Here is a 13955-nt window from a genome sequence, read left to right on the forward strand (position 1 = left end):
TTTAACATAAATCTGTTTTACTGTTAAATAAAAAATACTAACATTATAAAAAGCCTTGTACAAAAGGCTTTTTATAAACTGTATTACAACATAATTAAGTCTGTACTAATACAAATTATTCATTTAAAATATTTGAAACATCTTTCTTTTCTTGTTGTACTTTTTTTAGATCGTTTTGATATTCAGTTACTATTTTTTCAGTCTTTTTATTAACTTCTTCTAATTTTTTCGAACGTTTATTAGTTCCTTCTTGAGTAGCATTATCTTCTGTTAAATAGCTAAATAATTGATGCTCAGTATCCAACACGTCTTTATAGCCTTTGATTACTTTATCATGTGCTTTATATTTGTCGTCCAAAGCTTTCTTCAAATCATTAGCTGCTTTCAATTGCTCCTCATCTTCTATATTTTTGTAGTCATCTTTAGAAGTCTCGTAAATCTTTTTTGATTTATCCATAGCTGATTTTTCATTGTCTATAATTTCTTCTCTATTTTTTATACCTTCAGTTAATTCTTTTGCTTTTGATTTAAACTTTTCATCTTTTGCATTATTTAGTTCTTCAATTTTCTTCACTTTTTCTTTTTCAGCTTTAGTCATTTTTTCATTCAAATCCACAATAACTTTTTCTTCTTGGTTTGCTTTTTCTACCTTATTATAAAAAGATTCAAGTGATTCTTTAGATTGACCACATGCTGTTAAAATCACTGTACTAGCCAGTGTTAATGTTAAAAATTTCTTGCCAATCATTATATTGCCTCCTTACATATCTATAAACATGTTACTCTGTTTTTTTTATTTATACAATCAATAATAGATGTAAAACTGAGTAGATTTTGATATATTTTATATGAGGAAGGTGTATGTAAATGATTACGATGGAAAATATTATTCGTGACGGCCACGAAACACTTAGAAAAAAAGCCGATGAAGTAGAATTGCCTATTTCAAGTGAAGATAAAGAAACTTTAAATGAAATGTTAGAGTTCCTAAAAAATTCACAAAATGAAGACTTAGCTAAAAAATATGGATTACGTTCAGGAGTTGGCTTAGCTGCGCCACAAATAAACGTTTCAAAAAAAATGTTAGCTGTGTATATCCAAGATGATGGCAAAGGTAATTCAATTGAACTACAACTTATCAACCCTAAAATTGTTAGCCATAGTGTACAAAAAGCATATTTAAATGGTGGAGAAGGTTGTTTAAGTGTAGATGAATCTAAACCTGGTCTAGTACACCGCAACTTTAAAATAACAATTCAAGCATTTGATATAGAAGGAAATCCATTTAAAAAAAGATTTAAAGGATATCCAGCAATCGTATTGCAGCATGAAATTGACCATTTAAATGGTGTGATGTTCTACGATCACATAAATCAAGAAGATCCATTTATGCCTTTAGAAGATGCAGTTGAAATCAACTAAATAGTTACAAAATTAAAGATGCTGAGACAATTTAATTGTCTCAGCATCTTTTTGCAGTTTAATTTAGTCAAATCGCACGAAGACTTTCGAGATATCGTGCGATTCAGCTATTAATTTAGTTGTTGTATCTTCATTTAATCAAAACACTATCTACATAAATTCGTCTCTGCGTTCTATAAAATGAATATCTTTTTCTTTTAAAGCTTTTTGAATTACAGCTAGCTCGTCTAAACTTAACCATTCTGGGTCTTTATTATGTCGAATATAGTGAGGGTCTTGTTGTACGTTATTAACCACTTCATCATAATTATAAATCATAACAACTTCATTTCTACGTATATTAAATTCAATACCTTTGAATTGTTTGTCAGTTCTGCCCTTTTCATTTTCGACTGTTTTGATAATACGTTCGACTTTATCCATTCATCTCACATCCTATTCGTCTATCAAACCTAATTCTTTACATGCATAGTATATTCCATCTTCATCAACTGATTTAGTTTCATAATCACAAACAGTTTTTAATGCATCAACTGCATTTCCCATTGCGACGCCTTGACCTACTTCTGAAATCATTTCAATATCATTTGGACCATCTCCAAAAGCAACTACTTCACTGAGTGGAAAACCTAATTTTTCACTTAGTTCTTTTATTCCTTCTGCTTTCGATCGATTATTCGGTACAACATCTCTACTTAATGTATGCCATCTATAAAATTTCAATGAATTAAATTTATCATCATATTTATCATCTTCATCCTCAGTATGGAAAATAAGTGCTTGGTAAACTGGATGTTCGAGATAATATGTATTGTGATATTCAGGATAATCCATTTTTAGTGATCCTAAGCTTTCTGATATGTGATTATCACTTTCAATATTTGCATATACTGCTGTTTCACCAAAAAATACTAGTGGATGATTATTTGTATGTGCTTTTTCTACTATATTAGTTAATTCCTCTTTATCTAACGGGTGTTTCCCTATAATTTCTCCATTATAAACAACAATTTGTCCATTTAGTGAAACAAAAGTTTCTATTCCTGTTTCTTTAATGACTTCTTTAAACATGTAAGGCGCTCTTCCAGTTGCAATTGCAACTATATGCCCTTTTTCTTTTAATTGTTTTATGGCAGTGATTGTAGATTTCGGTATATTTTTATCTTCATCATAGATTGTTCCGTCTATGTCGAAAAATATTAATTTCTTATTCAACTTTGATCGCCTCCTTATATCTATTTTAGTCCATAATCAATATATATGAAAGATTTAGTTAAATATCTTTATTTATCTCTAATTATCATGTAAAATGAACTTATTAAAAGGGTATCTATATTTATTTATATAGCTACTTTTCAAATTGAACGGGAATCAAATTTCAAAATTGACTAACCCTAGACTTAAAACTAGGGCTTTATTTATGTTAATTAACCTAGGAGGATTTATATATGGCAGTATTTAAAGTATTTTTTCAAGAAGATAAAAGTGAAGTAATTGTACGTGAAAGTACACAAACAAAGTATTTTGAAGGACAAACTGAAGAACAAGTTAGAAGATATTTAACAGACCGTAATTACAATATCGAATTTGTCCAAAAATTAGAGGGCGCTCATTTAGATTATGAAAAACAATCAGATCATTTTAACGTGGAGACTATCTAAATGAAACCTCTACAAAAAAATGAAGTAGGCGTATACGCACTGGGTGGTCTCGGTGAAATTGGTAAAAACACGTACGCCCTCGAATATCAAGATGAAATTATCGTTATAGACGCGGGTATAAAATTCCCAGACGATGATCTTCTTGGTATCGATTACGTGATACCAGATTATACGTACTTAATTCAAAATAAACATAAAGTGAAAGCTTTATTTATCACTCATGGACACGAAGATCATATTGGTGGTGTTCCATTCTTATTAAAACAAATGAATGTTCCGATTTATAGTGGTCCATTAGCATTAGGACTTATTAGAAATAAACTGGAAGAGCATCATCTACTTAAAACAGCTCAATTAAATGAAATTGACGAAGATTCTGTTTATGAATTTAAGCACTTCAAAATTTCATTCTATTTAACAACGCATAGTATCCCTGAAGCTTACGGTATTATTGCAGATACACCAGAAGGAAAAATCGTCCATACAGGAGATTTCAAATTTGATTTCACGCCTGTAGGTAAGCCTGCGAATATTGCCAAAATGGCTCAACTTGGAGAAGAAGGCGTTCTTTGTTTATTATCAGACTCTACTAACTCAGAGGTGCCTAACTTTACTTTAAGTGAAAAAGAAGTTGGACAAAATGTAGATGAAATATTCCGTAAATGTTCAGGTAGAATTATCTTCGCAACATTTGCATCTAATATTTACAGAGTGCAACAAGCCGTTGAAGCAGCTGTGAAGTACAATCGTAAAATTGTTGTCTTCGGTCGTTCAATGGAAAACAACATTAAGATTGGTACTGAATTAGGCTACATTAAAGTACCACCAGAAACATTTATTGAACCTAATAAAATCAATTCAGTTCCTAAACATGAAATTCTTATTTTATGTACTGGATCACAAGGTGAACCTATGGCAGCACTTTCTAGAATTGCCAACGGTACACATAGACAAATAAGTATTATTCCAGATGACACTGTTGTATTTAGTTCTTCACCTATTCCAGGTAACACTAAGAGTGTTAATAGAACTATCAATTCATTGTATAAAGCTGGTGCTGATGTTATTCATGGTAAATTATCTAACATTCATACATCAGGGCACGGTTCACAAGATGAACAAAAATTAATGCTACGTTTAATTAAGCCAAAATATTTCATGCCAATACATGGTGAATATAGAATGCTTAAAAAACATAGCGAAACAGGTATTAACTGTGGTGTAGATCCTGACAATATCTTTGTTTATGAAATTGGAGATGTACTAGCACTTACTAAAGATTCAGCTAGATATGCTGGACGTATACCTTCAGGCAATGTATTTGTTGATGGTAACGGTATCGGAGATATCGGCAATGTCGTTATTAAAGACCGTAAAGTTCTATCAGAAGAAGGTCTTGTCATTGTTGTAGTAAGTATTGATTTCAAAACAAAACAATTACTTTCAGGTCCAGATATCATCTCAAGAGGCTTTGTTTATATGAGAGAATCAGGACATTTAATTTACGACGCACAACGATTAATCAAAAAATCAGTAATTGAAAAGTTAAATAATAACGAAAAAGTAGAATGGCATCATGTTAAAGCTACGATTACTGAAGCATTACAACCATATTTATATGAAAAAACAGCTCGTAAACCAATGATTTTACCAATAATCATGAAAATAAAATAATAATGTTTAAAAGCACCGACGATGTCAATTGACATTGTCGGTGCTTTTTTACTACATCTTATTCATTTACAAGTTTTTTCTCAAATCTATTTAAATCATTATCGTGACCTATCACAATTAATATATCATGATATTCTATATTTTCATTTGGATCTGGCGCAACGATAATATCTTTCCCTCTTTTTACAGCAATAATATTGATGCCAAAGTTCGCACGAACATCTAATTCTAATATCGAATTTCCAGCAAGTCTTTCCCCTGCTTTTATTTCAACAATAGAATATTCATCTGATAGTTCTAAGTAGTCTAATACAGATGCACTTGCTACATTATGTGCAATGCGTCGACCCATGTCTCTTTCTGGATGAACAACTGTATCTGCACCAATTTTATTTAAAATTTTAGCATGGTAATCATTTTGAGCTTTAGCAGTAACTTTCTTAACACCTAATTCTTTAAGAATTAAAGTAGTCAGTGTACTTGCTTGAATATTTTCACCAATTGCTACAATGACATGATCAAAGTTTCTTATACCTAAACTCTTCATCACTGCTTCATCTGTAGTGTCCGCAATAACCGCATGTGTGGCGATATCGCTATATTCATTTACTCTCGCTTCATCAGCATCAATGGCCATAACATCCATATCTAAGGCATTTAGTTCTCTAACAATACTTCCACCAAATCGACCTAAGCCTATAACTACATATTCCTTACTCATGATATGCCTCCATACTTTTGATTGTTATTATTTTTTACCTTTAACGTAATCTGCATCAAAGATAAATAATCTTAATAATAATATTAGCGATGGAACAAGTAAAAGTAAACCTAAAATAAATACGATAATAAGCATTAATGCCATTTGATCATTTACAACTGATTTATTAATATTTATAAACGGATATAGAATATACGGTAATTTACTAATACCGTATCCGAAAAATGCAGTTCCAAATTGTAATAATATCATGATAAATGCAACACCATGCGCTTTTTTTAAGTAAATAAGTACAACTGCTATAATGAAGAATACGATACTTAAACCAAATAACCACCAGAAACTACCTAAAGCGTTATTAAAGTGGTCTTCATTATGTTGTCTTAATGATAAGAATACAAATTGACAAATAACAATCATTGGGACTGCCCAAATAAGGAACCACTGTCTCAATAAGTGATATGCTTCAGAATCTTTTGCTTTATTTGCATAAAATGTTAAGAATCCTGAAGAAATGTACAATACAGAGATAATCGCTAAAAAGACAACCGCCCAAGCATAAGGACTTAGCAATAATTCAACCCATTGCAAGCTGACTCCTTTATCTGTTTCTTTAATATATCCACCTTCAGCTATCGTCAATATTGTTGAAAATGATGCAGGAATAAGTAAACCTGTAGCACCATATAAGAATAACCAAGACAACTTGCTATCTTGTCCATAGTTTTCAAATGCATAGAAACTACCACGTATTGTTAATAGTATTAAAGCTATACTACCTGGTATCAATAATGTTGACCCAAAGTAATATGCTGAGTCTGGAAAGAATCCAACTATTCCAACAAAGAAGAATACGAAGAATACATTAGTCACTTCCCAAACTGGGTTTAAATATCTAGATATTAAATTATTAATAATATGATCTTGTTTTGTTAATTTTGCATGAAAAGCAAAGAACCCAGCTCCAAAATCTATCGCACCGATAATGATATAACCATACAAAAAGAGCCAAAGTACAGTGATTCCTATATGTTGATAATCCATTATACTTCACCCTTTCTGTCTATTATTTTATTCACATCATCCGTAGCTTTACTATGACTGAACATTCTAATTAGAACATAACTTGATGAAATACCTAGTATTAAATAAAGAATTGCAAAAGCTATAAATACTAGACTTAAACCATCAGCATGTGTAGCTGCATCTGCAACTTTTAAATAGCCTCGTAATATCCAAGGTTGTCTACCCATTTCTGCTAAGAACCAACCAAATTCTATAGCTAGCATTGCTAATGGACCTGTCAAAACAGCTAAATACAATATAGGTTTACTATATTGAGACCATTTCTTGAACCATTTTAATACGATGAACAATGCTGAAACTGCAAAACAATAAACACCGAAGAACACCATTAAATCAAAGAAATAATGAATAATAAGCGGTGGTGTTTCATCACTTTTGAATTCATTTAGCCCTTTTACTTCAGTATTGAAATTATTATCTGATAAGAAGCTTAGCGCCCCAGGAATTTTAATAGCACCTTTAACTTCTTGTTTATCTTCATCTACTAATCCAAATAATACAAGGTCAGCTTTTGATTCACTTTCAAAATGCCACTCCATAGCTGCTAGCTTTTCTGGTTGTTCTTCATGTAAAAATTTTGCAGATAAATCACCTGCAAGCATAGCGAATAAACTCGCAATAAGACCTACTGTCATAGTAAGTTTAAGTGCTTTTTTATGATATTCTTTATCATCAATGAATTTATTCTTGATTAAACGATATGCTGCAATACTTGCCAAAATAAATGCAGCTGTCATAAAAGCAGTCGCAATTACATGGAATGATCTTACCCCAAATGATGCATTAAACATTGCTGCTAATGGATCAATATTCATTAATTTCCCGTTAATAAAATCAAAACCACTAGGCGTATTCATGAAAGAATTCACAGATGTAATGAAAAACGCTGAGAATGTTCCACCAATAATAACTGGTAAATTAATTAAAAAGTGTGTCCATTTTCCTTTAAATCTATCCCAAGTATATAGATAAATACTTAAGAAAATCGCCTCAAAGAAAAAGGCAAATGTTTCCATAAATAATGGTAGCGCAATAACTTGACCACCTAATTGCATAAATGACGGCCACAATAATGATAATTGTAAGCCAATAATCGTCCCTGTAACAACACCAACTGCTACAGTAATTGTGTAACCTTTAGACCAACGCTTTGCCATAGCAATATACATAGGATTGTCTTTCTTAATACCTATGAATTCAGCAATAGCAAACATTAATGGGATACCTACACCAATTGTTGCAAATATGATATGGAATCCCAAGGTCATAGCAGTCAGTAAACGACTAATAACTACTGCATCCATAATATTCCTCCATTCAACGTTTGTGATTTACATCACAATTTAAACTCATTATACATCATTTTAAACATTAATAAAATGTTTAACATTTACAAAGTAATGACAAATTAGTGGCATTATTAAACATAATCGTTGAACACAATTAGAAATCGTTATAATATGACTATATAAAGTCGAGGTGAAAGCAATGAATAAAGTTACGATTTATACACAAGATCAGTGTCCCCCTTGCCAATTTGTTAAACAATATTTCAAGGAAAAGGAAATTGATTACACTGAAAAAAATATTAAAAATAAACAGTTCAAAAATGAATTAATAGATTTAGATAGCTTTTCAACGCCTACTGTTCTTATAAATGATAAAGTATTTTACCAAGTTGATATAAATTCTTTCAATGAAGCTTTAGGTAAAAACTGATGAAATTTCATTTTCCAAATTCTAAAATAAAGTTAGTAACGCATTCACTTCAAAGTAATTTATCTACTAATTTAAAGATAGTCCATATTTCAGATTTACACTTAGGCTATTATTCTACTTTAGAAGACTTACATCAACTTGTTCTTTTAATAAACAAACAAGAGGCTGATATAGTTTGTTTTACTGGTGATTGTTTTGACAATATCAAATATGCTTCATTTGATCCTTATCTTGTTATACCTTTATTTAGAACGATTCAATCAAAATATGGTAAGTTTTTCGTTCCTGGCAATCATGATTACGGGTCAAACGGTATACAAATCGTATTAAACATCATAAAAAAGTCTGGTTTTCAATTACTACTAAATGATTATTATAAAATTGTGACTCCAGCTGGTAATATTTTAATACATGGAATAGACGATATATGTTTTGGCCAACCAAATTTTAATAGTTCCTTCCAATTAGCAGATGGTCCTATCGCATATAGAATAGGTTTGATGCATGAACCTGATAAAGTTAAATTGTTGGACCCTAACATCGACTTAGTATTATCTGGCCATACGCATGGAGGCCAAGTACGCGTGCCTAAAATTGGTGCATTATATATACCTACTTTTGGCAAAAAATATATTCAAGGTTTATATCATATTAGAAGACAGCAACATCTATTTGTAAACAAAGGTATAGGCATGACGAGATTACCTATTAGAATATTTTGTTCACCTGAAATTGGCATATTTAATATTAAAGCTAAAAAAAGTAGGACGTGAGTAAATCACGCCCTACTTTTTATTTACCATTTATGATAATTCATTAACAAGTTCTACAACTTCTTCTTCAGTTGCACAGTTAATAGCACGACTTGCTAATTCTTGCATTTCTTTTTGATCTAATTGTTTGATTTGTTTTCTTGCTTTAAGAATACTTGTCGCACTCATAGAAAATTCATCTAAGCCTAATCCAAGTAATAATGGAATTGCCGTGTTATCTCCAGCCATTTCTCCACACATACCTGTCCATTTACCTTCTTTATGTGAAGCTTCAATTACTTGCTTAACTAAGCGAAGAATTGCTGGGTTATATGGTTGGTATAAATATGAAACACGCTCAGACATACGATCAGCTGCCATAGTGTATTGGATTAAATCGTTTGTACCGATACTGAAGAAATCAACTTCTTTAGCAAAGATATCAGCAAGTGCTGCAGTTGATGGAATCTCTACCATAATACCGATTTCGATATCATCATCAACTTTAACACCTTCAGAAACTAATTTCTCTTTTTCTTCTAGTAAGATTGCTTTAGCGTCTCTGAATTCTTTAATTGTAGCTATCATTGGAAACATGATATTTAATTTACCGAACTCAGATGCACGTAATAATGCTCTTAATTGTGTTCTAAAGATGTCAGTTTGGTCTAGACATAAGCGAATAGCTCTATATCCTAAGAATGGGTTCATTTCTTTAGGTAAGTTTAAGTAAGATAATTCTTTATCTCCACCAATATCTAAAGTACGAACAACTACACGTTTACCGTCCATTTCTTTTAATACTTTACTATAAGCTTCGAATTGTTCCTCTTCTGAAGGCATATTGTCTCTACCCATGTATAAAAACTCAGTACGGTATAAACCGATACCTTCTGCACCATTATTTTTAACACCCGTTAAATCTTTAGGTGTTCCAATATTAGCTGCAAGTTCTACATGAACTCCGTCTTTAGAAACAGATTCATCATTAACAAGTTTCGCTAGTTCTTCTTTTTCAGCTAAGAAGTTAGTATGTTTTTGTTCGTAAGCTTGAACTTCATCCTCTGTAGGGTCAATAATTACATCACCAGATAGACCATCAATGATAAGACTATCTCCATGTTTCACTCGGCTAGTAATATCTTTTGTACCTACTACAGCAGGAATTTCTAATGAACGACTCATTATTGCTGAGTGTGAAGTTCTTCCACCGATGTTTGTAGCAAAACCTTTAACAAATTCTTTGTTAAGTTGTGCTGTATCAGATGGTGTTAAATCTTCACCAACAATAATAACGCTTTCATTAATCATACTAGGATTTGGCAACTCTACTCCCAATATATGAGCCAAAATACGTTTCGAAACGTCACGGATATCTGCCGCACGTTCTTTCATGTATTCATTATCCATATTTTCAAAAATCGTAATGAAATTTGAAGATACTTCTTCTAATGCTGTTGGCGCATTAACTTTATTATTGCGAATATTTTCTTCAATTGGATTGAGTAATTCTGGATCTTCTAACACTAATAAATGTGCATCAAAAATCGCAGCTTTATCAGCTCCAAGTTGTTTCTCAGCATTATTTCGAATCTGAGTTAATTCAACTTTAGATTGGTTAACAGCTGCTTTGAACTTTTCAACTTCGCCATCTACATCGCTGATATTTTCGCTAGAAAATGATAAGTCAGGTTCAACTAATAAATATGCTTTACTAATAGCCACACCATCAGATGCAGCTATCCCTTTTAAAATTTCAGACATTATTTAGTTAATCCTTCTTTTGATAATACTTCAGTAATTGCTTCGATTGCTTCTTTCTCGTCACTACCCTCAGCGTAGATAGTGATTTCAGCATCTTTACCAACACCTAGGCTCATTACACCCATAATAGATTTTAAGTTTACTTTTTTAGCGTTATATTCTAATTGTACATCTGAATCAAATTTAGATGCAGTTTGTACTAACATAGTTGCTGGTCTTGCATGAATACCCGTTTCGTCAATTATTACGTAAGAATTTTGTTCCATATTATTGTCTCCTTCTAATTCCTATATTTAATTTGTATAAAATCAAATTTTATCTATACGATTAAAGAATATCAAAAAAACACTTACAATTCAATCAAATTACATAACTATGCAGTTATTTGATTCAATTCTCCTTTATTTTGATAGGTTCGAATATTCAACTGCTATTTGTGTTCCAATTTTGGCATTATGTTCAACAAGTTTAATATTTGTTTCTAATGATTTTCCATCAGATTGTTTAACAATTTCACCTAATAGGAATGGTGTTGAATCTTTACCATGAACGCCTTCTTTTTCAGCTTTTGCAACTGCTTTATCTATAATTCCGTTAATAAAACTTGAGTCTAATTGATCTTCTTCAGGAACTGGGTTCGCAATTACGATACCTGAATCTAATCCTAAATCCCATTGTACTTCTGCTAATTGTGCAATTGTTTTTACATCATCGATTCTCGTATTTAATTTCAAACCACTTTCTCTTGTAAAGAATGCAGGAAGTTCATCTGTTTGATAGCCAACCACTGGTACACCTTTAGTTTCTAAATATTCTAAAGTTTTGTCTAAATCAAGGATTGATTTTGCGCCAGCACAAATTACTGCTACTTTAGTTTTTGAAAGTTCATCTAAATCAGCTGAGATATCCATTGTATGTTCTGCGCCTTTATGAACACCACCGATTCCACCTGTTACGAAGAATTTAATATCAGCTAATTGAGCACAAATCATAGTTGATGCTACAGTAGTTGCACCGATTTTTTTTGTAGCTAATATTTCTGCAATGTCTCTTCTTGAAACTTTGGCAACATCTTCTGCACTTGCTAATAATTCTAGTTCTTCATCATTTAAACCGATTTTTATTTCTCCATTAATAATTGCTATAGTTGCTGGAACTCCACCATTGTCTCTTACAATTTGCTCCACTTTTTTAGCCATTTCTACGTTTTGTGGGTATGGCATACCGTGTGAAATAATTGTAGATTCTAATGCAACGATTGCTTTATCTTCCTGTTTAGCTTTTTCTACCTCTTTTGAAAATTGAATATAGTTTTTCATTTTATTTCCTCCATGTCTTTTATTAGTTGTTTTCTATCTAAATCTTGTCTAACTGTATAAGATGTTTTAATAGTCTTTGAAGCATTTGCTCTAGCTAAATTAACAATTTGTTCTATATCATATGATTTCAGCCATCCGTAAATTAATGCTGATGTAAAAGCATCTCCAGCTCCTGTTACATCTACAACACGGTCTACTGCGTTAACCTGAAACTCATGTTGTCCCTCTGCACCTACATAAAATATCTTTTCTTTACCAGATGTAACAATTAAATTGCTAACACCTAATGACTTAATCTCACTCATATAACTTTGTAATTCTAATTCTGAATGTGCTTCTTTACCAACATATGATTCAACCTCATCTTTATTTAAAATCAACCAATCTACTGCATGTAAATTGTTTGGAAGTCTATTCATTTTTGGTCCTGAGACAGCGATCAGAACAAGTTTAATTTGTTTTTTCTCCGCATATGAGCATAAGAACTCAAGTGTTTCTTTAGGACAGTTTAAGTCAGCAATGATACATTTCGACTTATTTAATAAATAAGTATTTTTAATCATAAACTCTGGCGTAATTTTGTCATATACTGACATATCCGCGAGCCCCATCGTCATATTTCCATCTTGATCTAACAATGCTGTATAACTACCTGTAGCTTCACTAGAAATTTTCTCAACATAATCTACATTCATAAATGGTGACGATAAATCAGCAATATGTTGCCACTCTGCATCATTTCCTGAAGTTGTTAATAGAAGAACATCTTCACCTATACGTCCTAAGTTTTCTGCAACATTTCTTGCAACTCCACCAATAGATGATTCAGATGTAACAGGATTCGAAGTACCTTGTACTAATTTGTCTGTAACATGAAACTTCCTATCAATGTTCGCACCACCTATACAAACAATAGGATTTTGTTCATTTAATACATAAGCTTTTCCTTGCACATATTCTTTCTTTACTAATCCTGATATTATATTTGCAACAGCTGGTCTTGATAAACCAACTTTATCTGATAATTCTTGTTGTGAAATAAAAGGGTTCTCTTTAATTAAATTAAGTATTAACTTTTCATTTTCATTCAAGTAACTCACCTCACAAACAAATGTTTATTTTTAAAACTTATGTTTACAAATTCATTATAAAGCGTTTTCATTTAAAATGCAAATTTAAAAATAATAGGAGTAGTACAAAGTTCTAATTTTATAAAAATAGATTTCGTCATCCTACTCCCGAGAAAAATTATTTTATTTAAAAAAGATTGATATAAGTGCATAATCAATCCAATCAAACACCGCCTATATAATGATGAAATGCTGAAACATAAATAAGTTTATTAAAAAAATGAGATGAGTCGTAGATAAATTAGACAATTAAGCGAAGAGTTCGACCAAGTTGTAGATTAAGTCAGAAGTTAAACTAAGAGTTTGGCTAAGTTGTAGATTAAGTTAGGAGTTAATCTAAGAGTTTGGCTAAGTTGTAGATTAAGTTAGAAGTTAATCGAAGAGTTCAGCCAAGTTGTAGATTAAGTCAGAAGTTAATCGAAGAGTTCAGCCAAGTTGTAGATTAAGTCGGTAGTTAATCTAAGAGTTTGGCTAAGTTGTAGATTAAGTTAGAAGTTAATCGAAGAGTTCAGCTAAGTTGTAGATTAAGTCGGTAGTTAATCGAAGAGATTGGCCAAGTTGTAGATTAAGTCGGAAGTTAATCGAAGAGTTCAGCTAAGTTATAGATTAAGTCAGTAGTTAATCTAAGAGTTTGGCTAAGTTGTAGATTAAGTTAGAAGTTAATCGAAGAGTTCAGCCAAGTTGTAGATTAAGTCAGAAGTTAATCG

At 31.5% G+C, this 13955-nt stretch carries 15 protein-coding genes; 5 read left to right on the forward strand and 10 right to left on the reverse strand.

What is annotated here, in order from left to right; genetic code table 11:
• Nucleotides 1–115: 115 nt before the first annotated feature.
• Nucleotides 116–748, reverse strand: coding sequence for a YkyA family protein (locus LQ609_RS01810; protein WP_107509336.1), 633 nt, complete (start codon nt 746–748; stop codon nt 116–118).
• Between the two features lie 119 nt (nt 749–867).
• Between LQ609_RS01810 and def the strand changes: the two genes are divergently transcribed.
• Nucleotides 868–1422 carry a peptide deformylase gene (gene def / locus LQ609_RS01815; protein ID WP_078356792.1) on the forward strand — a complete coding sequence of 185 codons (555 nt, stop codon included), beginning with the start codon at nt 868–870 and terminating at the stop codon, nt 1420–1422.
• A gap of 150 nt (nt 1423–1572) precedes the next feature.
• On the opposite strand, the gene LQ609_RS01820 is transcribed toward def, so the two are convergent.
• Together LQ609_RS01820 and LQ609_RS01825 are read right to left on the reverse strand one after the other, a co-directional pair.
• A complete protein-coding gene (locus LQ609_RS01820; protein ID WP_078356791.1) occupies nt 1573–1845 on the reverse strand; it encodes a hypothetical protein in 273 nt (90 codons plus the stop codon).
• A gap of 12 nt (nt 1846–1857) precedes the next feature.
• Nucleotides 1858–2637, reverse strand: coding sequence for a Cof-type HAD-IIB family hydrolase (locus LQ609_RS01825; protein ID WP_239734256.1), 780 nt, complete (start codon nt 2635–2637; stop codon nt 1858–1860).
• 233 nt (nt 2638–2870) lie between these two features.
• On the opposite strand from LQ609_RS01825, the gene LQ609_RS01830 reads away from it, so the two are divergent.
• Together LQ609_RS01830 and rnjA are read left to right on the forward strand one after the other, a co-directional pair.
• Nucleotides 2871–3083 carry a DNA-dependent RNA polymerase subunit epsilon gene (locus tag LQ609_RS01830; protein WP_078356789.1) on the forward strand — a complete coding sequence of 71 codons (213 nt, stop codon included), beginning with the start codon at nt 2871–2873 and terminating at the stop codon, nt 3081–3083.
• On the forward strand, nt 3084–4757 hold the full coding sequence (gene rnjA / locus LQ609_RS01835) for a ribonuclease J1 (protein ID WP_078356788.1): 1674 nt from the start codon (nt 3084–3086) through the stop codon (nt 4755–4757). It abuts the gene before it with no gap.
• Nucleotides 4758–4815: 58 nt separating this feature from the next.
• Here rnjA and LQ609_RS01840 read toward each other — a convergent pair whose 3' ends face one another.
• The 3 genes from LQ609_RS01840 to LQ609_RS01850 are packed head-to-tail and all read right to left on the reverse strand — an operon-like array spanning nt 4816 to nt 7868.
• Complete coding sequence (locus LQ609_RS01840) at nt 4816–5478, reverse strand: potassium channel family protein (protein WP_078356787.1); 663 nt, start codon at nt 5476–5478, stop codon at nt 4816–4818.
• Between the two features lie 27 nt (nt 5479–5505).
• Nucleotides 5506–6522, reverse strand: a complete 1017-nt coding sequence (locus LQ609_RS01845) for a cytochrome d ubiquinol oxidase subunit II (protein WP_078356786.1) — start codon at nt 6520–6522, stop codon at nt 5506–5508.
• Nucleotides 6522–7868: a cytochrome ubiquinol oxidase subunit I gene (locus tag LQ609_RS01850; RefSeq protein WP_078356785.1), complete on the reverse strand. Its 1347-nt coding sequence runs from the start codon at nt 7866–7868 to the stop codon at nt 6522–6524. Before LQ609_RS01850 ends, LQ609_RS01845 begins: the two co-directional genes overlap by 1 nt.
• Nucleotides 7869–8052: 184 nt before the next feature.
• Here LQ609_RS01850 and LQ609_RS01855 point away from each other — a divergent pair, with 184 nt between their 5' ends.
• Together LQ609_RS01855 and LQ609_RS01860 are read left to right on the forward strand one after the other, a co-directional pair.
• Entirely contained in the window at nt 8053–8283 is a 231-nt protein-coding gene (locus tag LQ609_RS01855; RefSeq protein ID WP_078356784.1) for a glutaredoxin family protein, read from the forward strand.
• Nucleotides 8283–9056, forward strand: a complete 774-nt coding sequence (locus tag LQ609_RS01860; RefSeq protein WP_239734257.1) for a metallophosphoesterase — start codon at nt 8283–8285, stop codon at nt 9054–9056. Before LQ609_RS01855 ends, LQ609_RS01860 begins: the two co-directional genes overlap by 1 nt.
• Nucleotides 9057–9086: 30 nt before the next feature.
• Here the strand turns inward: LQ609_RS01860 and ptsP are convergent, their stop codons facing one another.
• The 4 genes from ptsP to LQ609_RS01880 all read right to left on the reverse strand — a co-directional run bounded on the left by ptsP (nt 9087) and on the right by LQ609_RS01880 (nt 13209).
• A complete protein-coding gene (gene ptsP / locus LQ609_RS01865; RefSeq protein WP_078356782.1) occupies nt 9087–10799 on the reverse strand; it encodes a phosphoenolpyruvate--protein phosphotransferase in 1713 nt (570 codons plus the stop codon).
• Nucleotides 10799–11065 carry a phosphocarrier protein HPr gene (locus tag LQ609_RS01870; RefSeq protein ID WP_016912884.1) on the reverse strand — a complete coding sequence of 89 codons (267 nt, stop codon included), beginning with the start codon at nt 11063–11065 and terminating at the stop codon, nt 10799–10801. The genes ptsP and LQ609_RS01870 overlap by 1 nt, the downstream gene beginning before the upstream one ends.
• Before the next feature lie 135 nt (nt 11066–11200).
• Nucleotides 11201–12118 carry a pseudouridine-5'-phosphate glycosidase gene (locus tag LQ609_RS01875; RefSeq protein ID WP_078356781.1) on the reverse strand — a complete coding sequence of 306 codons (918 nt, stop codon included), beginning with the start codon at nt 12116–12118 and terminating at the stop codon, nt 11201–11203.
• Complete coding sequence (locus LQ609_RS01880) at nt 12115–13209, reverse strand: carbohydrate kinase (protein ID WP_078356780.1); 1095 nt, start codon at nt 13207–13209, stop codon at nt 12115–12117. Before LQ609_RS01880 ends, LQ609_RS01875 begins: the two co-directional genes overlap by 4 nt.
• Between the last annotated feature and the right edge of the window lie 746 nt (nt 13210–13955).

This window comes from Mammaliicoccus sp. G-M28 (assembly GCF_022386595.1).
Taxonomy (GTDB): Bacteria; Bacillota; Bacilli; order Staphylococcales; family Staphylococcaceae; genus Mammaliicoccus; species Mammaliicoccus fleurettii.